The following is a 20908-nucleotide window of genomic DNA, read 5'->3' on the forward strand; positions in this document are numbered from 1 at the left end:
GTGTGCGTCACACTTCGATGTTAGCGTGATGATCATCTACTCGCACCCCTGAGCATAAGTTCAGTCGAAATTCGAAAGGTGGAGCCCCCAACGTGGCTGCAGCTGTATCGGACTTCAGGTCGGCCGAGGCGGCGGACGGTCGGGCGGTGTCGCCCACCGAGCCCGCCGCCGGCTCGACGCCCGAAGACCTCCGACTCGCTCTCCGCGCTGCGACGCTCTACTACTTGGACGGGCTCACCCAGGCGGAGATCGCCGCCAAGCTCGGCGTCTCCCGCCCGACGGCTGGGCGCCTCATCGCCCGGGCGAAGGCCAACGGACTGGTGCGCATCGAGGTCGTCGTCCCCCCGACGCTCAAGGACGACCTGCACGCCGAGGAGGAGCGCCTCCTCGAGGATCGCTTCGGCATCACCGAGGCCGTCGTCACCGGACACCTCGGCCGCGCATCGGCGGCCCTGCTCATGCGCCGCCTCGCCCACGACGACGTGCTCGGATTCACTTGGGGCCCCGAGCAAGTGGCCGCCGTGTCGGCGCTGAGCCCCGGCGTGGCGAGCTGCCGCGTGGTCGTTCAGCTCGACGGCGCCATGTCGACCGCCTCCTATCAGACCGGCATGGAGTTCATCCTCAGCCGCAGCGCGGACATGTTGCGCGCCGACGCCATGCGTCTCCCCGCGCCGCTCTACGCCGATCCGTCCACGGTCGTCTCGCTGCGCAGCGACTCGGTGATCTCGCGGACGCTCGACGCGGGCCGCCGCGCGGACACGATGCTGTTCGGCGTCGGCTCGGTGTCCACCTCAACCACGTTGTTCGAGGGCAGCTTCCTCGACGTCCGCATGCTCGACGACCTGGTGGCCCGCGGGGCCGTCGGCGAGATCGGTGGGCGGTTCTTCGACGCCGACGGCGCGCCCGTGGAGACCGAACTCGCGCACCGCGCGGTGTCGGTGCCGCTCGAGGACGTCCGGGCGTGCTCGAAGACCATCCTGGTCTGCAGCGGCCCGGAGAAGTACGTCGCCACCCTGGCCGCACTGCGCGGCGGGATGGCGAAGCTATTGGTATGCGAATTCGATTGCGCACGTTGGTTGTTGGAACAGTGACCATGTTCGTTGGCACAGTGAGAGGTTGACCGGTATGAAGACTCGACGAAGAGTTCTACACCGACTCGGGGCGTGCGCTGCGGCGGCCGGCCTGACGTTCACGGCAGGCTGCGCGGGGGCGGGCAGTCTGGGCGCGTCGGAGAACGAGGTGACGATCGCCCTCGTGTCCAACTCGCAGATGACCGACGCTCAAGAGCTGTCGACGGAATTCGAGAAGGAGAACCCCGGCACCAAGCTGAAGTTCATCTCGCTCTCGGAGAACCAGGCGCGGGCCAAGATCACGATGTCGGCCGCCATGGGCGGTAGCGAGTTCGACGTCTCCATGATCAGCAACTTCGAGACGCCGCAGTGGGCCCGGGACGGGTGGCTGCTGCCACTTAACGACTACGCGAACAAAACGCCGGGCTACGACATGACCGACTTCATCCCGTCGCTGCGGGAGTCGCTGTCGTACGAGGGCGACATGTACTCCGTTCCGTTCTACGGCGAGTCATCGTTCCTGATGTATCGCAAGGACCTGTTCGAGCAGGCCGGCATCACCATCAACCAGGACCCGAACTACCAGCCCACGTGGCAGGAGGTCGGGCAGTGGGCGAAGACGCTCAAGACCGCCGACCGCGCCGGTATCTGCCTGCGCGGCAAGCCGGGCTGGGGCGAGGTACTCGCACCCCTGGACACCGTGATCAACACCTTCGGCGGGCGCTGGTTCGACGAGCAGTGGAACGCACAGCTCAACAGCCCCCAGGTGAAGGAGGCCGTCAACTTCTACGTCAACACCATCAAGGAGTCCGGCGAACTGGGCGCGTCCTCAACGGGTTTCCAGGAATGCGCCAACCTCTTCGGCCAGGGGCAGACAGCAATGTGGTACGACGCCACGTCTGCGGTCTCGACGCTCGAGGATCCCAAGACGTACCCGGATCTCGTCGGCAAGATCGGCTACCTGCCCGCGCCGATCGTCGAGAAGCCGAACTCGGGTTGGCTCTACACCTGGGCGCTGGGCATCCCCAAGGGAGCCAAGAATCCCGACGGCGCATGGAAGTTCATCTCCTGGATGACCAGCAAGGACTACATGAAGCTGGTGGGCGAGAAGCTCGGCTGGGAAAGGGTGCCACCCGGTAGCCGGACCTCGACCTACACCGAACTGCCGGAGTACGAGGCCGTTTCGAGGTCCTACGGCCCCCTGACCCTCAAGTCGATCACCAACGCCACCCCGGACAAGCCGACGGTGCAACCGGTGCCCTACACGGGCGTGCAGTTCGTCGGCATCCCCGAGTTCCAGGATCTCGGAACACGGGTCAGCCAACAGATCAGCGCAGCGATCGCCGGCCAGATCTCGGTCGACGAAGCGCTGGCGCAAGCACAGCAATATGCCGAGGTCGTCGGCAAGACCTACCAGGAGAAGTGATGACTCTTACTGCTGACACCGATGCCGACGCCGGCGAGAACGCGGTAGCCGAGCGGGTCCGCAAGATCCGGGCTGCACAGGAGACCGGCGTGAGTCGCGCCGAAGGCTGGCGCAGGCGAGGGCCGTTGCTACCCGCGCTAATCTTCATGATCGCGGTCACGCAGCTGCCGTTCCTGTTCACGCTGTACTACTCGACGCTGTCCTGGAACCTGGTTCGCCCGGGGTCACGCCAGTTCGTCGGGCTCAACAACTACATCGCGGTGGTCAAGGACAGTCAGTTCTGGTCGGTGGCGCTCAACACCGTCATCCTGATCGTGGGCGTCGTGCTGATCTCGGCGGTGCTCGGCCTGCTGATCGCGCTGCTGCTCGACCGCGCCTTCCTCGGCCGCGGCATCGTGCGGACGCTGCTGATCACGCCGTTCCTCATCACACCCGTTGCGGGAGCGTTGATCTGGAAGACCACGATCCTCGACCCCACGAACGGCATCCTGAACTGGGTGCTCTCGCTGGTGGGGATCGGGCCGGTCGACTGGATCGGTCAGTTCCCGCTCACGATGGTGATGGTCGAACTCATCTGGCAGTGGACGCCGTTCATGATGCTGCTCATCCTGGCGGGCCTGACGTCGATGCCCCGCGACCAGCTCGAGGCGGGCCGGGTCGACGGTGCCGGGGCGTTCCAGCTCTTCCGAGAGCTGACCCTGCCCCACCTCCGCCGCTTCATCGAACTGGGCGTGGTGCTCGGTGCGGTCTACCTGGTCAACACCTTCGACGCGATCTTCATGATGACCCAGGGCGGGCCGGGTATCGCGAGTGCGAACCTGCCGTTCTACATCTACCAGCGTGCGTTCCTGGGCTTCGACATGGGCCAGGCCGCCGCCATGGGCGTGGTGATCGTCCTGTTCACGATGGTGATCGCCAGCTTCGCCCTCCGATTGATCTTCAAATCCTTCACCGGCAAGGAAGAGGCAGCCTGACATGACCGCTACTGCTACCGAGAACGTCTCCGCGACAGCGGCGCCGGCCCGACCGCGGAAGAAGAAGAGCAAGAAGTTCAGCCCCTGGGGGATCGTGGCCTGGCTTGCCGGCCTCGGGTTCTTCTTCCCGGTGTTCTGGATGGTGCTGACGTCGTTCAAGCAGGAGAGCGCCGCTGCCACCAATCCGCCGACGCTGTTCTTCACCCCCACCCTCGACCAGTACAGCGCCGTGTTCAGCCAGGGCATCGGTCCTGCCATGCTTAATTCGCTGTTCGCGACCGGCATGTCGACGATCCTGGTGCTGCTGCTCGGCGTGCCCGCCGCGTTCGCACTGTCGCTGCGGCCCGTCCGCAAGACGTCGGACGCGCTGTTCTTCTTCATGAGCACGAAGATGCTGCCGGTCGTCGCGGTCATCCTGCCGCTCTACGTGATCGTGTCCAACGTCGGTCTGCTGGACAATATCTGGGCACTGGTCGTCCTCTACACGGCGATGAACCTGCCGATCGCGGTCTGGATGATGCGCTCGTTCTTCCTCGAGGTGCCAGGTGAACTGCTCGAAGCGGCCAGCCTGGACGGCGCGAGCCTGTGGCGCTCGGTGCGCGAGGTGATCCTGCCGCTGGTGTCACCCGGCATCGCGGCGACCGCGCTGATCTGCGTGATCTTCGCGTGGAACGAGTTCTTCTTCGCGGTGAACCTGACCGCGGTGAACGCACAGACCATGCCGGTGTACCTCGTCGGGTTCATCGCCGGTGAGGGTCAGTACTGGGCCGTGCTGTCGGCGGCCGCGACGATGGCGGCCCTGCCCGTCATCCTCTGCGGATGGTTCGCGCAGAACAAGCTGGTGCGCGGACTGTCCTTCGGCGCGATCAAGTAACTTCCCCTCACTTTCAAGGAGCTAGAGACATGGCATCGATCACCTACAAGAACGCCTCCTGCATCTACGAGGGTTCGGACAAACTCGCAGTCGACAACCTCAACCTCGAGATCGAGGACGGCGAATTCGTGGTCCTCGTCGGGCCTTCCGGGTCCGGCAAGAGCACCGCACTGCGGATGCTGGCCGGCCTGGAGGACATCGACGAGGGCGCCATCGAGATCGACGGCAAGGACATGACGGGCGTGCCGTCCAAGGACCGCGACATCGCGATGGTGTTCCAGAACTACGCGCTGTACCCGAACAAGACCGTCGCCGAGAACATGGGCTTCGCGCTCAAGCTGCGCGGCGTCTCGGCCGAGGAACGCCGCAAGAAGGTCGAGGAGGCCGCCAAGGTACTCGACCTGACCGAGCACCTGGATCGCAAGCCCGCCAAACTGTCCGGCGGTCAGCGCCAGCGCGTCGCGATGGGCCGTGCAATCGTGCGCGAACCGCAGGTGTTCTGCATGGACGAGCCGCTGTCGAACCTCGACGCCAAGCTGCGCGTGCAAACCCGCACCCAGATCGCCGCGCTGCAGCGACGACTCGGGACCACCACCGTCTACGTCACCCACGACCAGGTGGAGGCGATGACGATGGGCGACCGGGTAGCCGTGCTGCGGTTCGGCAAGCTCCAGCAGTTCGCCGCGCCCAACGAACTCTACGATCGCCCGGCCAACGCCTTCGTCGCCGGCTTCATCGGATCGCCCGCGATGAACCTGTTCACCGCGGCAATCACGAACGACGGTGTCCAGGTGGGCGACTCGGTGTTCGAATTGGAGCGGGACGACATCTCGACCCTGTCCGGTGCGGGCGTCAAGGAGGTGACCGTCGGGATCCGGCCCGAGCAGCTGGAGGTCACCGACAGCGGTGGCGTGGAGGTCGTCGTCGACCTCGTCGAGGACCTCGGCAGCGAGGCCTACGTCTACACCCACGCGGGCTCCGGCTCGACGGGCGTGGAGCTGGTGGCGCGCTGCAACCCGCGCACCGCACCCCGACTGGCCGACACGGTGCGGCTGCGCAGGCACCCCGAGGGTGCGGTGCACCTGTTCCACCCGGAGACCGGCGAACGCCTGAACTGACGTGAAGGCGCCCGAACTCAAACTCCGGGCGCCCACACCCGGGCTGATCTCGCTGCCGTGGGACCGGCCGCTGGCGCAGTGGCTGGTGCCCGACGTTCCGTTGCGCGACTTCGCCGTCGGGCCGAGCCGGCACCTGGTCAAGTTCGTCGAGGCCGACGGTCAGGTGTGGGCGGTCAAGGACATGCCGGGGCGGATCGCCGCCAAGGAGTACGACGTCCTGCGCCGCCTCGAGGACATGGGGCTGCCCGCGGTACGGCCGGCCGGGCTGGTGCTGCAACCGGAATTCGACACCGCGATCCTGGTGACGCGCTACCTGGAGGGGTCCTGGCAGTACCGCAGGCTGTTCATGCGGCTGCCGCCCGAGGAACCCAAGCATCGGGCCCGTCTGCTCGACGCGATGGCCGGGCTGCTGGTGGAGTTGCACCGGCACGGAATGTTCTGGGGTGACTGCTCGTTGGCGAACACGCTGTTCTCCCGCGACGGTCAGCTGCTGCAGGCGTGGCTCGTCGACGCCGAGACCTCTGAGGTGCATCCGTCGCTGAGCCGCGGGCAACGGCAGTACGACCTCGACATCGCGGTCGAAAACGTGGCGATGGGGATGGTCGACCTCGCCGCACGGCTCGACACGTCGGAGGAGTTGCAGGACACGCTAATCGCGGAGGCCGAACAGGTTCGACTCCGGTATGAGGAGCTGTGGAGCATCCTGCACTCCGAGCCGGTGTTCGGCTTCAACGACCGCTACCGCGTCGAGGGGATCATCCGTCGGCTCAACGATCTGGGCTTCGCGGTCGACGAACTGTCCCTGCAACCCGATAGTGCCGACCCCAGCCGGATGCACGTCCGGTTCGCGGTCGGCGACCGGCGCTACCACGCCCAGGATCTGCAGCGGCTCACCGGTCTCGACGTCGGCGAGGGGCAGGCGCGCATCCTGCTGGGGGACCTTCGGGCCTACCAGGCGCAGCTGTCCGCCGAAGCGGGATACGACGTCGACGAGTCGACCGCCGCACGGCTGTGGGTCATGGAGGTGCTGACGCCGACCGAACGGCTGGCGCACGACGCCGTGCACCGCGCTGGCACTCCGATCCAGGCCTACTGCGACCTGCTCGAGGTGCGGTGGCTGCTGAGCGAGCAGGCGGGTCGCGACGTCGGCACCAGTGCGGCGCTCGCCGCGCTCACCCGCAATCGGATCCCGATGGACGCGGCGGCGAAACTGGCGATCGCGGAGGTGCCGACCGCGCCGTTCGCCGTGCAGTTCGAGGACGACTGAGCCCTAGACCGCGGGTTGTTGGCCCGGGGTGAGGCCGTAGGGCAGATCCGGGCTCAGGCCCGAACCCGTGGGATCGGGGTGGGTGAAGACCTGCGAGGACGGAGTCCGGCAGTTCGAGTCCATCGGCGTCTGATCGCCGGAGCAGTAGGGCACCAAATCCTGCGGATCGGCCGCGGCCGGTGCCGCCGTCACGACGGCCACCACCGCCGCGCACACTGCCAACGCCCGCATCACTAGGTCAACGTAACAGCGGGTAATAGCGTGGAATGGTGGATCGTTGCGGGCGGGTGAAGCTGACCAACGCCGACAAGGTGCTGTACCCGGCCACGGGTACGACCAAGGCGGAGGTCTTCGAGTACTACGCCACCATCGCCGACGTCATGGTGCCCCACATCGCAGGCAGGCCCGTGACGCGCAAGCGCTGGCCCAACGGGGTCGGGCAGCCCGACTTCTTCGAGAAGCAGCTGGCGTCGTCGGCGCCCGACTGGCTCGACCGCGGGTCGGTCACCCACAAGTCGGGCACCACGACGTACCCGGTGATCGACTCGCGCGAGGGGCTGGCGTGGATCGCACAGCAGGCGTCGCTGGAGGTGCACGTGCCGCAGTGGCGATTCGTCACGGGCGGGCGAAGCGGGGCGGGTCATGACACAGCCACGACGCCCGGGCCTGCGACGCGGATCGTGTTCGACCTCGACCCGGGCGAGGACGTGACGTTCCGCCAGCTGTGCCAGGTTGCCCACGAGGTGCGCGGCTTCATCACCGACATCGGGCTGACGACCTATCCGCTCACCAGTGGCAGCAAGGGCCTGCACCTCTACGTTCCGCTCGCCGAGCCGGTGAGTTCGCAGGGCGCGTCGGTGCTGGCCAAGCGGATCGCCGTGCAGCTCGAGAAGCAGATGCCCAAGCAGGTGACCGCGACGATGACCAAGAGCCTGCGCGCGGGGAAGGTGTTCCTCGACTGGAGCCAGAACAGCGCCGCCAAGACCACCATCGCGCCGTACTCGTTGCGCGGCCGCGACGAGCCGACGGTGGCGGCCCCGCGCACGTGGGAGGAGATCGAGGACCCCGATCTGCGGCACCTGCGGTTCGACGAGGTGCTCGCGCGGGTGGAGGCCGACGGCGACCTGCTGGCCGGACTCGACGAATTCGTCCCGCTGGCAGACAAGTTGACGACCTACCGCAGCATGCGCGATCCGGTGAAGACGCCCGAACCCGTCCCGCAGAAGGCGCCGGCGGTCGGCAACGACGACACCTTCGTCATCCAGGAGCACCACGCCCGCCGCCTGCACTACGACTTCCGGTTGGAGCGCAACGGCGTGCTGGTGTCGTGGGCCATTCCGAAGAACCTGCCCGAGACCACGTCGGTCAACCACCTCGCCGTGCACACCGAGGATCACCCGCTGGAATACGCGACCTTCGCGGGCTCGATTCCCAAGGGCGAGTACGGCGGTGGCGAGGTCTTCATCTACGACTCCGGCACGTACGAGGCGGAGAAGTTCAACGACAACCCGCCCGACGGACCCGAGAAGGGCGGCGAGGTGATCGTCACGCTGAACGGGTCCAAGGTGTCCGGCCGGTATGCGCTGATCCAGACCGGCGGCAAGAACTGGCTGGCGCATCGCATGAAGGAGCAGCCCACGCTTTCGCCGACGGAATCCCCCGTCGCTTCGCTCGCCCTGGCGGACCTGGCGCCGATGCTCGCCACCCACGGATCGGTGGCGAAACTCAAGGCGGGCCAGTGGGCGTTCGAGGGGAAGTGGGACGGTTACCGGCTGCTCGTCGACGCCGACCACGGCGCGCTGGAACTCAGGTCGCGCAGTGGCCGCGACGTCACCCGCGAATATCCCCAACTTCAGGCGCTCGCCGCCGATCTGGCCGACCATCACGTCATCCTCGACGGTGAGGCGGTGGCGCTCGACGAGGCGGGCGTGCCGAACTTCGGGCTGATGCAGAACCGGGCGCGCTCGACCCGGGTCGAGTTCTGGGCGTTCGACGTCCTGTCGCTCGACGGGCGATCGCTGTTGCGCGCCAAGTACTCCGACCGCCGCCGAATTTTGGAGACTCTCGCCGACGCCGGCGGTCTGATCGTGCCGGACCGGCTCGACGGCGACGGTCCCGAGGCCCTCGAGCTGGCGCGGGAACGCCGGTGGGAGGGCGTGGTCGCCAAGAAGCTCGACTCGACCTATCAGCCGGGCGGGCGGTCGTCGTCGTGGATCAAGGACAAGATCTGGCGCACACAGGAAGTCGTGATCGGCGGATGGCGTGCGGGGGAGGGCGGACGCAGCAGCGGCATCGGCGCGCTGCTGCTCGGCGTGCCCGAGCCCCAGGGGGGGCTGCAGTTCGCCGGCCGGGTCGGGACGGGCTTCACCGAGAAGGACCTCGCGAGCTTGAAGAAGACCCTGGCGCCGCTGCACACCGACGAGTCCCCGTTCACGAAGCGTCTCACCGGACCCGACGCCAAGGGCGTGACGTTCGTCCGGCCCGAGTTGGTAGGGGAGGTGCGCTACAGCGAGCGCACCTCCGATGGCCGCCTGCGCCAACCGAGTTGGCGCGGACTGCGCGACGACAAGTCGCCCGACGAGGTGGTGTGGGAGTAGACCGCTACGAGCATCCGTGCACGACGACGCTGTCGCCGAGCGGAAGGCGGTGCATGCGGAGGTCGTTCACCGGTGCCGACGGATCGGCGTGCCCGAAGGAGATCCCGAACAGCAGCTTGAGGTCGTCCGAGATGCCGAGCGTATTGCGGACGGTGTCGGCGTACATCCCTAGGACGGTCTGCGGAATACCGTGGAACCCGCGAGCGGTCAGCGACAACAGGAACGTCTGTGCGTACATGCCGATGTCGCCTGCGGTGCGGACCCCGTCACCGAGTGCGGGCATGAACAGAAAGGCGACGTGGGGAGCGCCGTAGAAACGGAGATTCTCGCGCACCACCTCACGTCTGCCTTCGACGTCCGAGCGCGCCACTCCCCAACTCTGGTAGAGGGCTGCGCCGTGGTCTCGCGACCGCTGCAGGTGTACGCCGTTGCCGTAGTCGGCAGTGAAGTCGGGGGATTCACGCCCGTCGTCGTAGGCTCGCAGCAGTTCGTCACGCAGAGCGTCCCTGAGTTCGCCGGAGACGACGTGCACCGCCCACGGCTGGGTGTTGCTGTTGGATGGAGCAGTCTGCGCGTCTTCGAGCACGCTCCAGATTTCCTGCGACGACATTGGGTCGGGCAGGAACCGCCGAGCCGATCGCCGTGACCGCACGACGTCGACGAAGGGTGCCAGGGAGTCGGTCATCAGTGTTCCTTCGTGGTCAGAGCTGCAGTGCCGCAGCGAGTTCGCGCAATGCCGGGCGCGGGTCTGCGGTCACTCCCTCGCCGACGACCTGGATGACGACGTGGTCTGCGCCGGCATCCAAGTGCGCGGTGACGAATGCGGCGGCCTCATCGGCTGTTCCCATGCCCACCAGGGCACGGGCCAGCCGGTCGGATCCGCCGGGCTCGAGGTCGGCGTCGTCGAAGCCCTGCCGTAGCCAGGAGTTCCGGTAGTTCTGCAGCGGCGTGTAGAACCCGACGTGCGTGTGTGCCCGTCGGAGTTGATCCGCGGCGTCGCCGCCGATGGCGACGGCCTGCTCGGTGATGACCCACTTATCGGGACCGAGGATCGCACGCGTGGCGGCTGTCTGCTCCGGCGTGACGAGGTAGGGGTGGGCGCCGTCGGCGAGTTCGCCGGAGAGTTTGATCATCTTCGGTCCCAGGGCTGCCAGCACGCGCGCCGGCCGCGCGCCCTCTTCCACCTCCGTGGGCACGGAGTTCATGCGTTCCAGGTAGGTGCGCATCGTCGCGAGCGGCTTGCCGTAGGAGCCCTTCATGGTCGCCTCGACGAACGGCGCGTGGCTGACGCCAAGACCGAGCACGAACCGTCCGGGATGCAGGGCCGCCAGTGTCCGCGCTCCGGTCTCAGCGGGTATCGGGATGCGGAAGTGGATGTTGGCGATGCCGGTGCCGACCACGAGGCGTTCGGTCGCCGCCAGGAAGGCCGCGGACTCGACGAGTGCGTCCTTGCCGCCGCCCTCGGGCATGAACAGCGACCCGAAGCCCAGGTCCTCGATCTCGCGGGCGATGCCCTGCGCCTCGCGGATCGGCCACGGTTCGCTGTTCCACCAGACACCGACCTTGGCCGGGAAGTCAACGGGCGTCTTGTCATTCGCCATCGGATAGTCTCGATTCGGGTTCTCGTAATGCGCTTGGGGTTAGTCGGTCGCCGGGTGGGCGAGACCATCGAGCGTGTGCCGAAGGTCGTCGATGTCGTCATTGGTGAGCTGGCATGCCGACTTGATCTGGTCGGTGACCCCGCGGATCCGCGACTCCAGCGCGCGGCCCTCGGTGGTCAGGTCGACCAGTACCCGGCGTTCGTCGGTGCGGTCCCGCACGCGGGTGACCATCCCGGCGGCCTCGAGCCGTTTCACCAGTGGGGTGATGGTGCCGGTGTCCATGTCCAGCCGGGCGCCAAGCGTGCCGACGGTCAGCGGTGCGCCGTCCAGGAGCGCGAGCATCACCAGGTACTGGGGGAAGGTGAGTCCCAGTGGTTCCAGGAACGGCTTGTGCAGGCGAACCATGCGGTTCGCGGCGCCGTAGAGGGCGAATGACAGTTGCTGCCCCAGCTCGGTGGGCGGGGGCGTCCGCTTCGCGGTACGTCGACTTCCAGTGCGCGATTCCATCGTGTACTAGACAATAGCACGCCAGAAAGCGGCGGTCGGCCGCGGTGGCTCAGCCGACCGGTACGCCGCGTTCGATGGCCTCATGCATGCCCCGGGTCGCGAGCACGTCGGCCAACTCGTTGTCGGCCACGCCGGAATGCCCCTTCACCCAGAACCATTCGACCTGATGTTGGGCGCACGCCAGCCGAAGGCGCTTCCAGAGGTCGACGTTCTTCACTGGCTGCTTCGCCGACGTCATCCAGCCGTTGCGTTCCCACCCCAGCACCCACTTCGTGATGCCGTTGCGCACGTAGGTGCTGTCGGTGTGCAGGTGGACCACGACGGGACGGGTGAGCGCCTCGAGCGCCATGATGGGCGCCATCAGCTCCATCCGGTTGTTGCTCGTCTCGCCGGGCTCGCCGCCGCACATCTCGCGGACGTGCACGCCATGGCGCAGCACCGCCCCCCAACCGCCGGGCCCCGGGTTGGGCCGGCATCCGCCATCGGTGTGGATCACGACGGCGTCAGCGGGCAGGGTCATGCGCCGAGGATAGGCACCGAGATCATCGCCGTCCGAACCGACATGCCGAACTCTCGGTGGCGGACCGTGGTGATCCGACGCCCGGGCTGTACGGCGTCCTTGACCGGCGCCGTCCGGTCGGCGAAGAACGCCGCCGTGGCTTCGATGTCCGCGACGGTGTAGGTGATGCCCCACAGTGCGGACGGGCCCTCACTCGCGGCGTCCGGCGAACCGACGGCCTCGACGATCACCTCGCCCATGCGGAAGAACACCTGGCGGATGGGACGTCCGCCGAGATCGGCGTCGCGGGTCCGGCGCGGGTGCACGCCGATCGCGGTCAGTGCGTCGACGGTGCGGTTCAGGTCCGGCGACATCAGCACGACGTGGTCGATGGCGACCACGCCGTTGGGGTGCCGGGCCGGTGCAGAGGCCGACCGGTTCGACGGCGTGGTCGGTACGCCGTCGACGTCACCGGCCGCGTCGACGGGCAGGCCGCGCAGCGACCATCCGACGATGCCGCTGCCGGCGTCGCGTCCCGTCAGACGGATGACGACGCCCCCGATGCGGCACACCGATCCGTCCTCAACCGTGAACCCGGCCGACTCCCACGCGTCCGCCGGGTCGGCGACGATCAGATCGTCGACGACGACCGCGGCCGTGGTCTCGGTATCCGACTGAGATCGGTTCTGCACCAACCCATTCAAGCAGAGTCAGTCGTCCTTGGACTCGTCGTCCCCGTCGGAGTCGTCCTTGGCGTCATCGTCTTTGGAGCCGGCCTTGGCGTCGCGATCCTTGGCGTCGTCGTCGCCATCCTTGGACTCGTCGTCGTCCTTGCCGTCGGCTTCCCGCGACTTGGCGCCATCGACTTCGATCACGGCCCAGTGGCTCGGTGACAAGAGCACCGACCATCGACCCTCTTTCTTGCCCAACTTCAACACGCCGTCGTCGACTTCCCAGACGGTGTCGTCGTCGTACGAAGATTCCTGCCCGTCGCTGTACGTCAGTTTGAATGCCATGCAGGAGGGTGCCCAGACGGTGCTTCCGCTAACCGCGGGTCAGGACTGAAGGAAGGCCAGGATGTCGGCGTTGATCTCTCCCGCGTGGGTGGTGGGCATGCCGTGGGGGAATGCTTGGTAGGTCTTGAGGGTGCCGTTGGCGAGGAGTTCGGCGGACTTGGGGCCCGAGGCGACGTAGGGCACGATCTGGTCGCCTTGGCTGTGCATGACCAGGGTGGGCAGCGTGATCGTCTTGAGGTCCTCGGTGAAGTCGGTCTGGGAGAACGCGACGATGCCGTCGTAGTGCGACAGGGCGTCGCCCATCATGCCTTGGCGCCACCAGTTGGCGATGATGGCTTCGCGTTGGTCTTCGGCGGGTTCGGCGCCGGGTTGGTCGAAGTTGTAGAACGGGCCCGCGGGCAGCGCGCGGTAGAACACCGAGCGGTTGGCGGCCAGTTGGGCTTGCAGGTCGTCGAACACGGCTTTGGGCAGGCCTTCGGGGTTGGCCTCGGTTTGCACCATCAGTGGTGGGACGGCGCTGATGAGCACGGCCTTGACCGCGCGGGCTTGGCCGTGGCGGGCCAGGAAGCGGACGACTTCGCCGCCGCCGGTGGAGTGTCCGATGTGGATGGCGTCGTGCAGGTCGAGGTGTTCGACGAGGGCGGCCAGGTCGTCGGCGTAGTGGTCGAGGTCGTGGCCGCCCGGGGTTTGGGTGGAGCGGCCGTGGCCGCGGCGGTCGTGGGCGATCACGCGGTAGCCCTGGGACAGGAAGTACAGCATCTGGTTGTCCCAGTCGTCGCTGGATAGTGGCCAGCCGTGGCTGAACACGATGGGTTGGCCGGTGCCCCAGTCCTTGTAGAAGATCTCGGTGCCGTCGCCGGTAGTGATGATCGACATGTCAGTGCGTCCTTTCGGTGATTCGTGGAACATCACCTGCGTCCACCGCAGGAAATACTCCACGAGTCGCATGGTCCGCTCAGACGATAGGGGGCTCAGCCCAGCAGCGCCCGGTTGATGGCGGGCCGGACGCCGATCGCGTCGGGGAGGAACGCGAAGATCGGCCAGTCGTGGATCATGCCGTTGCGGAATTCGAAGCTGAAGTTCGTCAGCCCCTCGTCGATCGTCCGTTGCCGCAGCCGCAACGAATCCGGCGTCAGCAGGTCGAGCGATCCGGAGAACACCGTCGTCGGCGGCAAGCCGTCGAGGGAGCCGTTGAGTGGGCTGGCGTACGGGTGATCGGCACCCAGCGACCCGGCCCACTCACGGCCGTCGCCCTGCAGGCTCGGGACGTCGAGCAGTGGGTCGTCGCCGTCGATCGCGGCGCTGCGGGGGTCGCTCACGGTCGCGTCGAGCCACGGCGCCAGCAGCACCATCCGCGACGGAACCGGCGAGCCACGCCGGACCAGTTCCTGGGTGGCGGCCAGCGCGAGACCGCCGCCGGCGGAATCGCCTATGACGCTGACGTTCTCGGCGCCGTGCTGACTGATCATCGCCGAGATGAAGTCGGCGGTGTCGGGCACGACCTCGGCGGCTTTGCCCTCGGGTAGCAGCGGGTAGAGCGGTACGACGACCGTCGCGCCGGTGTCACGTGCCATGTCGGTGTAGGTCCACCAGTGGAAGAGGCTGGCTTCGGCGACGTACGCGCCGCCATGCAGACCGATGATCACCTTCTCCGTCGACGACGCGGGTCGCAGCGTCCACACCGGCGTGCCCTCGAAGTCGCTGCGCTGCACGTGCAATCCGTGGGTGAGGAAGAACGGCGGAACGCCATCGGTGAAGATCGGGATGTCGAGGCTAGTGAAGGCGAGGATGCCGCCGAACGGGCGCAGGACGACGTCGACGACCCGCAGCCCGAGTGTCACCACCTGCGAGACGAGCGACGGCGTACCCGTGTACAGACGCTGGTCCGTGGGTGGCAGTGCTGCCGCGGCGAGGTCGGTAGGTGGCGCGCTCGACGTGAGCGCGGGTGCAGCCGGCTCGATCGGTGGGCTGACGGTCGTCCGGTCGGTGTCGCGGCGGGTGAGGACGGGCACCGTCGACACCGACGGCTCGTCGACCGGTCGGGTCGGTGCACTGACGGGTACGGCATGCTCCGGTTCTGGGGTCGTGACGGGTTCGAGGTCGGTCGGCTTTACCGTCTCTCGCTGCTCGTCATCGTCGTTGTCCTTCGGCTGCGGCTTTCGGTCTCGCGCGGTGGTCGCCGACTCCTCGGCGTCCTCATCGGTGTCGGTCGCCGCAGCGTCGTCATCCTTGGCGCCTGGGCCCGACGCGGGGTCCTTCGACTTGTTCGCAGCGTCCGGTTTCGAGGCCGCCGGCGACGAGGACTCCGAGGATGAGTCCGACGAGGACTCGGAACTCGCGGACGTGCCGCCGTCCGCGTCGGCGCTTGCCTGCGGCGCGGACCAACCGGCCGCCACGGCGGCGCCGATCCCGAGGCCCACCGCGACTGCGCCCATCCGTCCGACGTGCGATCGCTTTCCCATGACCATTACATATACGCCTGAATTCGTAATGACCTGGAGGTATCGCCGAATGGACCGGCGTCGAGCAGCCGCAAAGTCGGGCACGTGCCGAGCCGGCGGCGTCATCAATTGATGACGCCGCGCGGCCGAACACCGCAGCTCAGCGGCGCCGCGCCCACGTCACACCCCGGCGCTACCGTCGCCGCATGCCGCTTCGAAACCGCGTCCGCCCGGACGGCGAGCTGATCGCGACGGCGGCCCGCGGCACCCTCATGGGCAACCGGGGCGTGCTGCACGACGACGACAGGCGGATCGTCCGGAGGGCGAACTCGATCCTCTGGATCAGCTGCCGGCTCGAGTTCAACGGGCGCAAGCAAGAGGTCATGAGACCCGGCCGCTACACGCAGTTGTTCTTCCTCGACGACGCCGTCGCGCTCGCGGCCGGACACCGACCGTGCGGAGAGTGCCGACGCGACTCCTATCGCGCCTACCTCGACGCGGTGAACCGCGCCACCGACGACCCCGTCGCGAACGCCACCGACCTCAACCGGCGGCTGCGGGCATCGCGGAACTCGCCCCGCCGTAGCGCGGCGGTCGCCGACCTGCCCGACGGCGTATTCGTCGACTCAGGCGGTGACTTCCGGCTGCTGTGGAACGGGACGCTGCTGCGCTGGACGCCCGAGGGATACGTCGACCCCATCCGCGCCGCGGGCGAGGCGACGGTGCTCACGCCCGCGATGTCGGTCGACGCCCTGCGGTACGGCTACCGCGTCGAGGTGCACCCGTCGGCCGGATGAATCAGCGGGCGCGTTCGGTCCACCGCTGCAGGACCACCGACACGGTCAGCACGACCAGGCCTCCGGCGGACAGTGCCGCCCCGGCTGCTGCGGGTGCGGTGAAGCCGAGGCCGGCCGAGATCACCATGCCGCCGATCCACGCGCCCGCCGCATTGGCCATGTTGAGGGCGGAGTGGTTGAGCGCCGCGGCCAGCGTCTGCGCATCGTGGGCGACGTCCATCAATCGCGCCTGCAGCGCGGGCCCGATCGAGGCGCCGGTCGACCCGATGAAGAACAGCCCGATCATCGCGGTCCACGGGTTGTGGGCGGCGAACACGAACAAGCCGAGCACCAACCCCAACGCCGTCAGCGACGCGTAAAGCGCGCGGATCACCGACTTGTCGGCCAACTTGCCGCCCACCAGGTTGCCGACCACCATGCCGAGCCCGAATGCCATCAGCCCCAACGGGATCAGACTCCGGGACAGGCCGGCGACGTCGGTCAGCGTCGTCGACACGTAGGTGTACACCGCGAACATGCCGCCGAAGCCGATCATGCCGACCAGCAGCGCCAGCCACACCTGCACCCGCTTCAGTGCGCCGAGTTCGGTCAGCGGGCTCGTCACGTGCATGCTGTGCATGTCGGGCAGCCAGTACCAGATCGCGGTCAGCGTGATGGCACCGACGGCGACGACCAGCCCGAAGGCGCTGCGCCAGCCGAAGTGCTGGCCGAGCCACGACGCCATCGGTACCCCGAGGACAGTCGCCACGGTGAGCCCGCTCAGCACGTAGGCTGCGGCCTTCGCCCGGTTGCGCGGACCCATCAGGTGCGCCGCTACCAGCGCGGCGATGCCGAAGAACGCGCCGTGCGGCAGGCCTGCCACGAAGCGCGCCGCCATCAGGGTGCCGTAGGACGGCGCGAACATGCTGGCGAGGTTGGCGAGGGTGAACAGCACCATCAGGCCGAGCAGCAGGGTCTTGCGCTGCATGCGGGCCGTGACCGACGCGATCAGCGGTGCGCCGATGACGACGCCCATGGCGTAGGCGGAGATGACGTGTCCGGCGACCGGTTCGGTGATGCGCAGGCTGGCGGCGATGTCGGGGAGCAGGCCCATCGCGACGAACTCGGTGGTGCCGATGCCGAACCCGCCGAGTGCGAGGGCCATCACGGCGAGCCACCGGACGGTCGGGTCGGGCGCGACGACAGACATGGGTCTGGTTGGGCGCGTCAGGGTGCGGGTCATGGATGAAACGGTAGACCTACTTATGCATGTCATCAAACCGACTTAGGTCTTTTCCGGTCGAAAGTGGCGCAGCTTACGTCGGTGAGGTTCAATCGGGATGTGACCACAGTCGGCGACGTCTTCGCCTTGATCCGCGAACTGCGTGACACCACGCGCGCGGAACTCGTCGTGACGACGTCGTTGTCCCGCACCGCGGTGGCGGCCCGGGTGGCTGCACTCCTCGACCTGGGGCTGATCGAGGAGACGGAGCGTGCGCCGTCGACGGGCGGACGTCCCGCCACGATGCTCAGCTTCGACGCCGACGCCGGGATCGTGTTGTGCGTGGCGATCGGGATCAGCCGCACGCGGCTGGCCGTGTGCAACCTCGCAGGCGAGATCGTCGCCACGGCGGACATCGACCAGGAGATGGCGCTGGGGCCCGAAGACCTGCTGCCCGACGTGGTCAAGCGACTGGACGTCCTGCTCGCCGAGCTTCCCGGCGTTCCGGTGTACGGCATCGGCGTCAGCCTGCCGGGGCCCGTCGACCGCGAACGCGGCTGCAGCCGGGACTCGCCGATCCTGCGCGGCTGGGACGGCGTCGAGTTGCGGCCGTACTTCGCGGACTTCTCGACTGCGCCCGTCCTGCTGGACAACGACGCCAACGCCATCGCGCTCGGCGAGCGCGGCGGCGAGCGCGAGCGCATCGACGACCTGTTGGTGCTCAAGGTCTCCACCGGGCTGGGCGCGGGCATCATCGCCGGCGGGGAACTGCAGCGCGGCGCGTCCCAGGCGGCTGGCGAGTTCGGCCACAACAAGACTCCCGCGGCGGCGGGCCTCGCATGCCGGTGCGGCGACACCGGGTGCCTCGAGACCATCGCCGCGGGCTGGGCCGTGGTGCATGCCCTACAGCAGCGGGGCTACTCGGTGCGGCACATGCGCGACGTCGTCGAACTCGCGCACGCGGGTGACCCGGAGGTGCGCCGGATGATCCGTGACAGCGGCAGGCACATCGGCGAAGTCGTCGCCGCCGCGGTCAACCTGCTCAATCCGAAGGTGCTCGTCATCGCCGGTGACCTGGCCCGTGCCTACGAGATCTTCGTCGCTGGCTTGCGAGAGACGTTGTACGGCAACGCCACTGCGATGTCGACCCGGGAACTCGAGGTCGTGCAGGCCGCCCATGGCGGCCACTCCGCGGTGGTCGGCACCGCGGTGATGGTGCTCGACGAGGTGCTCAGCCCCCGCGCCGTCGACCAGCTCGTGGCCCGGGGGCCCAGGCCCTAGTCCGGGTCAGGTCGCCTTGGCGATGACGTTCTCCGCGAACCATTCGAGGTTGCGGATCTTGGCGTCGAGCGGCTCGGTGTCCTCACCCATGATGTAGGGGATCCGGAACCCGACGATGACGTCGGTGATGCCCTTGTCCTCCAAGCGCTTCACGCCGTCGAGGGTGAACCCGTCGATCGAGATCACGTGGATCTGGAACTCGTCGGCCAGGCCGATCCGCTCCTCTTCCTCGCGGAAGCGCGCCAGCTTGGCCAGCAGCGGGTCGAGCTCCTCGGGGTCGCCGCCACCATGCATCCAGCCGTCGTTGCGGGCGGCGCGCCGCAGCGCCGCGTCCGCGTGGCCGCCGACCAGGATCGGCACCGGCTTGGTCGGCGCAGGCGTCATCTTGAACCTGGGGAAGTCGTAGAAGTCGCCGTGGTACTCGAAGTAGTCACCGGAGGTGAGGCCACGGATGACGTCGATGCACTCGTCCATCCGCTTGCCGCGCTTGGCGTACGGCACGCCCATGATCTCGTAGTCCTCCGGCCACGGGCTGGTGCCGACGCCGAGGCCGAGGCGGTTGTCGAACATCGCGGCCAGTGAGCCGGCCTGCTTGGCGACCAGCGCGGGCGGGCGAATCGGCAGCTTGAGCACGAAGATGTTGAAGTGCAGTCGCGTGGTCACTGCGGACAGCGCGCCGATCAACGCGAACGACTCGATGAAGGCCTTGCCGTCGAGGAACTCCCGATTGCCGTCCTCGGTGTACGGATACGTCGAGTCGGACTCCTCCGGATACGCGACGCTGTCAGGGATCGTCATCGCGTGATACCCGGCCTCGTCGGCAGCCTTCGCCAACGGGATGTAGTACTTCGGATCGGTCATTGCCTCCGCATACGTGAACCGCATGTGGGGGATACTAGAACACGTTCTAATTCCGCGGTGCCGAACGGCGGCCGGTCATCGGTTCGTCACCCGAACGGCGGAGTGCCAAGGCCCGCGACGGAGTAGTCGCCCTGTTGTGTGCGCTCGGTCAGACGCGCCGCCGCCGTGCGGCCGTTGGCGGTGAGCAGCGCCTCAGGGCGCCGCAGGGCGTCGTCGGGGAGCGTGCCGTGAACCGTTCCGCGCCAATGGAATCGGCCGTCGATCGGGTCGAGGTGACCGGCCAGTCGAACCCGTACGGCGTGGTCCTCGTCGGCGATGCGCAAGACGGCGGAACCCTCGTAGGTCTCGTGGGCGCCGTCCTCGGGCGCGGCATTCCCTCCCGCGACGGCCCGCGACGGGGCGGCGGGCAGGAAGTTCGTGCGCCGCCACAGTCGCCGGGCGAGCGGCCCCATCAGCCCGACCTCCTCGAGGAACGCGGCCAGTGGAGCGAACCCCGAGATCTGCACGTCGTGGCGGTGCGGGCTGCGCCTGGCGACCCGCCGCGCCTTGCGGCCGTCGAGACCGGCGCGGCGGTACGGCACCGGGTTGGTGAAGAGGAACCGGAAGAACAGCCCGCCCACCCCGTTGAGGTTGGCGACCCACATCCGGTGCAGACGCGGCATCTCCCGGACCCGCCTGCGCACGCCGTCGCGCGCGAACTGGATGTGACGGGCCTCCTCGGTCACGTGAATTCGCATGAGGCGCTGCACCATTGGCTGCAGGTCGGGGTCGTCCATCATCTGCCGCTGTAGCGAGTCGAAGATCTCCTCGCCGACCAGCGCCGCCACCCACAGCAGCGACCCCTTGAAGGCCAGCGGCAGCCCGTTGATCATGACGCGTTGATAGCGGCGCGGCCGCACCGGCTTGGCGCCGAGTCGCTCGATCGCCTTGCCGAACATCACCATGTGCCGGGTCTCGTCACCCATCTCGGTGAGCGCGTAGTGCGTGGCGTTGGACGTGGGGTCGGCGTGCATCAGGTCTCGCAGCAGCGCCTGGTTGAGGATGTTCTCGAACCAGATGCCCGCCGAGAGCGTGTTGACCAACTCCTGGCGGGACAATTCGATCTGCTGCTGCCGGGTCATCGCGTCCCACATCGGGGTTCCGTACAGCGAGACGACGGCGGGCGGCAGGAAGAACTTGTCCGGGTCCAGCGGTGCGTCCCAGTCGATGTCGACGACGGGCTCGTACGACTTCCGCACCGAACCCCGCAGCAAGCGGTCGGAGACGACCTCCCGGGTGGGGCCGACGGTCGCGCTGGCCTGGCTGGAACGGGTCACCGTTGACGTCCCTTCGTTGCCGATCACTCAACGTAGGTATCTCGGCGCAACCATGTCAATAC

21 protein-coding genes are annotated in these 20908 nt (G+C 67.8%); 9 read left to right on the forward strand and 12 right to left on the reverse strand.

Translation table 11 applies throughout. The annotated features are described in order from the left end of the window. Nucleotides 1–146: 146 nt before the first annotated feature. The 6 genes from G6N61_RS25105 to G6N61_RS25130 are packed head-to-tail and all read left to right on the forward strand — an operon-like array spanning nucleotide 147 to nucleotide 6729. A complete protein-coding gene (locus G6N61_RS25105; protein WP_235887678.1) occupies nucleotides 147–1091 on the forward strand; it encodes a sugar-binding transcriptional regulator in 945 nt (314 codons plus the stop codon). Between the two features lie 34 nt (nucleotides 1092–1125). Then, on the forward strand, nucleotides 1126–2496 hold the full coding sequence (locus G6N61_RS25110) for an ABC transporter substrate-binding protein (protein WP_163922649.1): 1371 nt from the start codon (nucleotides 1126–1128) through the stop codon (nucleotides 2494–2496). Beyond that, entirely contained in the window at nucleotides 2496–3470 is a 975-nt protein-coding gene (locus G6N61_RS25115) for a carbohydrate ABC transporter permease (RefSeq protein WP_163922652.1), read from the forward strand. Before G6N61_RS25110 ends, G6N61_RS25115 begins: the two co-directional genes overlap by 1 nt. A gap of 1 nt (nucleotide 3471) precedes the next feature. Beyond that, nucleotides 3472–4344, forward strand: coding sequence for a carbohydrate ABC transporter permease (locus G6N61_RS25120; protein ID WP_163922655.1), 873 nt, complete (start codon nucleotides 3472–3474; stop codon nucleotides 4342–4344). Nucleotides 4345–4373: 29 nt separating this feature from the next. Next, a complete protein-coding gene (locus G6N61_RS25125; RefSeq protein WP_163922658.1) occupies nucleotides 4374–5462 on the forward strand; it encodes an ABC transporter ATP-binding protein in 1089 nt (362 codons plus the stop codon). A gap of 1 nt (nucleotide 5463) precedes the next feature. Then, the gene (locus G6N61_RS25130; RefSeq protein WP_163922661.1) at nucleotides 5464–6729 is read left to right on the forward strand and encodes a DUF4032 domain-containing protein; all 1266 of its coding nucleotides are present in this window, start codon (nucleotides 5464–5466) and stop codon (nucleotides 6727–6729) included. Nucleotides 6730–6732: 3 nt separating this feature from the next. On the opposite strand, the gene G6N61_RS25135 is transcribed toward G6N61_RS25130, so the two are convergent. Beyond that, nucleotides 6733–6960: a hypothetical protein gene (locus tag G6N61_RS25135; protein ID WP_163922664.1), complete on the reverse strand. Its 228-nt coding sequence runs from the start codon at nucleotides 6958–6960 to the stop codon at nucleotides 6733–6735. Between the two features lie 35 nt (nucleotides 6961–6995). Between G6N61_RS25135 and G6N61_RS25140 the strand changes: the two genes are divergently transcribed. Continuing rightward, on the forward strand, nucleotides 6996–9326 hold the full coding sequence (locus G6N61_RS25140) for an ATP-dependent DNA ligase (RefSeq protein ID WP_163922668.1): 2331 nt from the start codon (nucleotides 6996–6998) through the stop codon (nucleotides 9324–9326). 4 nt (nucleotides 9327–9330) lie between these two features. On the opposite strand, the gene G6N61_RS25145 is transcribed toward G6N61_RS25140, so the two are convergent. The 8 genes from G6N61_RS25145 to G6N61_RS25180 form a co-directional block, all read right to left on the reverse strand. Further along, nucleotides 9331–10011: a nitroreductase gene (locus tag G6N61_RS25145; protein ID WP_163922672.1), complete on the reverse strand. Its 681-nt coding sequence runs from the start codon at nucleotides 10009–10011 to the stop codon at nucleotides 9331–9333. A gap of 16 nt (nucleotides 10012–10027) precedes the next feature. Next, nucleotides 10028–10927 carry an LLM class F420-dependent oxidoreductase gene (locus G6N61_RS25150; protein WP_163922676.1) on the reverse strand — a complete coding sequence of 300 codons (900 nt, stop codon included), beginning with the start codon at nucleotides 10925–10927 and terminating at the stop codon, nucleotides 10028–10030. Nucleotides 10928–10966: 39 nt separating this feature from the next. Further along, entirely contained in the window at nucleotides 10967–11434 is a 468-nt protein-coding gene (locus G6N61_RS25155) for a MarR family winged helix-turn-helix transcriptional regulator (RefSeq protein ID WP_198339316.1), read from the reverse strand. A 49-nt stretch (nucleotides 11435–11483) separates the two neighbouring features. Then, the gene (gene rnhA / locus G6N61_RS25160) at nucleotides 11484–11954 is read right to left on the reverse strand and encodes a ribonuclease HI (RefSeq protein WP_163922679.1); all 471 of its coding nucleotides are present in this window, start codon (nucleotides 11952–11954) and stop codon (nucleotides 11484–11486) included. Then, on the reverse strand, nucleotides 11951–12625 hold the full coding sequence (locus tag G6N61_RS25165) for a VOC family protein (protein WP_163922682.1): 675 nt from the start codon (nucleotides 12623–12625) through the stop codon (nucleotides 11951–11953). The genes rnhA and G6N61_RS25165 overlap by 4 nt, the downstream gene beginning before the upstream one ends. Before the next feature lie 18 nt (nucleotides 12626–12643). Next, entirely contained in the window at nucleotides 12644–12949 is a 306-nt protein-coding gene (locus tag G6N61_RS25170; RefSeq protein WP_163922685.1) for a hypothetical protein, read from the reverse strand. Between the two features lie 39 nt (nucleotides 12950–12988). Then, on the reverse strand, nucleotides 12989–13825 hold the full coding sequence (locus G6N61_RS25175) for an alpha/beta fold hydrolase (protein ID WP_163922689.1): 837 nt from the start codon (nucleotides 13823–13825) through the stop codon (nucleotides 12989–12991). A gap of 95 nt (nucleotides 13826–13920) precedes the next feature. Beyond that, a complete protein-coding gene (locus G6N61_RS25180; RefSeq protein ID WP_235887298.1) occupies nucleotides 13921–15411 on the reverse strand; it encodes an alpha/beta hydrolase fold domain-containing protein in 1491 nt (496 codons plus the stop codon). Between the two features lie 185 nt (nucleotides 15412–15596). Between G6N61_RS25180 and G6N61_RS25185 the strand changes: the two genes are divergently transcribed. Further along, the gene (locus tag G6N61_RS25185) at nucleotides 15597–16187 is read left to right on the forward strand and encodes a hypothetical protein (RefSeq protein ID WP_163922693.1); all 591 of its coding nucleotides are present in this window, start codon (nucleotides 15597–15599) and stop codon (nucleotides 16185–16187) included. Nucleotide 16188: 1 nt separating this feature from the next. Here the strand turns inward: G6N61_RS25185 and G6N61_RS25190 are convergent, their stop codons facing one another. Then, the gene (locus tag G6N61_RS25190; protein WP_163922695.1) at nucleotides 16189–17409 is read right to left on the reverse strand and encodes an MFS transporter; all 1221 of its coding nucleotides are present in this window, start codon (nucleotides 17407–17409) and stop codon (nucleotides 16189–16191) included. Nucleotides 17410–17508: 99 nt separating this feature from the next. On the opposite strand from G6N61_RS25190, the gene G6N61_RS25195 reads away from it, so the two are divergent. Further along, nucleotides 17509–18669, forward strand: coding sequence for an ROK family protein (locus tag G6N61_RS25195; RefSeq protein WP_163922697.1), 1161 nt, complete (start codon nucleotides 17509–17511; stop codon nucleotides 18667–18669). 6 nt (nucleotides 18670–18675) lie between these two features. On the opposite strand, the gene G6N61_RS25200 is transcribed toward G6N61_RS25195, so the two are convergent. Then, nucleotides 18676–19554, reverse strand: a complete 879-nt coding sequence (locus tag G6N61_RS25200) for an LLM class flavin-dependent oxidoreductase (protein WP_163922699.1) — start codon at nucleotides 19552–19554, stop codon at nucleotides 18676–18678. Between the two features lie 62 nt (nucleotides 19555–19616). Next, entirely contained in the window at nucleotides 19617–20846 is a 1230-nt protein-coding gene (locus tag G6N61_RS25205; protein WP_163922701.1) for a diiron oxygenase, read from the reverse strand. Between the last annotated feature and the right edge of the window lie 62 nt (nucleotides 20847–20908).

Source organism: Mycolicibacterium arabiense (genome assembly GCF_010731815.2).
Taxonomy (GTDB): Bacteria; Actinomycetota; Actinomycetes; order Mycobacteriales; family Mycobacteriaceae; genus Mycobacterium; species Mycobacterium arabiense.

Excerpts from the sequence above, each read along its gene's own strand:
- G6N61_RS25190 (WP_163922695.1), bottom strand. The coding sequence starts at position 17,409 with ATGACCCGCACCCTGACGCGCCCAACCAGACCCATGTCTGTCGTCGCG.
- G6N61_RS25175 (WP_163922689.1), bottom strand. The coding sequence starts at position 13,825 with ATGTCGATCATCACTACCGGCGACGGCACCGAGATCTTCTACAAGGAC.
- G6N61_RS25145 (WP_163922672.1), bottom strand. The coding sequence starts at position 10,011 with ATGACCGACTCCCTGGCACCCTTCGTCGACGTCGTGCGGTCACGGCGA.
- G6N61_RS25150 (WP_163922676.1), bottom strand. The coding sequence starts at position 10,927 with ATGGCGAATGACAAGACGCCCGTTGACTTCCCGGCCAAGGTCGGTGTC.
- G6N61_RS25110 (WP_163922649.1), top strand. The coding sequence starts at position 1,126 with ATGAAGACTCGACGAAGAGTTCTACACCGACTCGGGGCGTGCGCTGCG.
- G6N61_RS25155 (WP_198339316.1), bottom strand. The coding sequence starts at position 11,434 with ATGGAATCGCGCACTGGAAGTCGACGTACCGCGAAGCGGACGCCCCCG.
- G6N61_RS25135 (WP_163922664.1), bottom strand. The coding sequence starts at position 6,960 with ATGCGGGCGTTGGCAGTGTGCGCGGCGGTGGTGGCCGTCGTGACGGCG.
- G6N61_RS25170 (WP_163922685.1), bottom strand. The coding sequence starts at position 12,949 with ATGGCATTCAAACTGACGTACAGCGACGGGCAGGAATCTTCGTACGAC.
- G6N61_RS25140 (WP_163922668.1), top strand. The coding sequence starts at position 6,996 with ATGGTGGATCGTTGCGGGCGGGTGAAGCTGACCAACGCCGACAAGGTG.
- G6N61_RS25180 (WP_235887298.1), bottom strand. The coding sequence starts at position 15,411 with ATGGGAAAGCGATCGCACGTCGGACGGATGGGCGCAGTCGCGGTGGGC.
- G6N61_RS25125 (WP_163922658.1), top strand. The coding sequence starts at position 4,374 with ATGGCATCGATCACCTACAAGAACGCCTCCTGCATCTACGAGGGTTCG.
- G6N61_RS25200 (WP_163922699.1), bottom strand. The coding sequence starts at position 19,554 with ATGCGGTTCACGTATGCGGAGGCAATGACCGATCCGAAGTACTACATC.
- G6N61_RS25115 (WP_163922652.1), top strand. The coding sequence starts at position 2,496 with ATGACTCTTACTGCTGACACCGATGCCGACGCCGGCGAGAACGCGGTA.
- G6N61_RS25185 (WP_163922693.1), top strand. The coding sequence starts at position 15,597 with ATGCCGCTTCGAAACCGCGTCCGCCCGGACGGCGAGCTGATCGCGACG.
- G6N61_RS25120 (WP_163922655.1), top strand. The coding sequence starts at position 3,472 with ATGACCGCTACTGCTACCGAGAACGTCTCCGCGACAGCGGCGCCGGCC.
- rnhA (WP_163922679.1), bottom strand. The coding sequence starts at position 11,954 with ATGACCCTGCCCGCTGACGCCGTCGTGATCCACACCGATGGCGGATGC.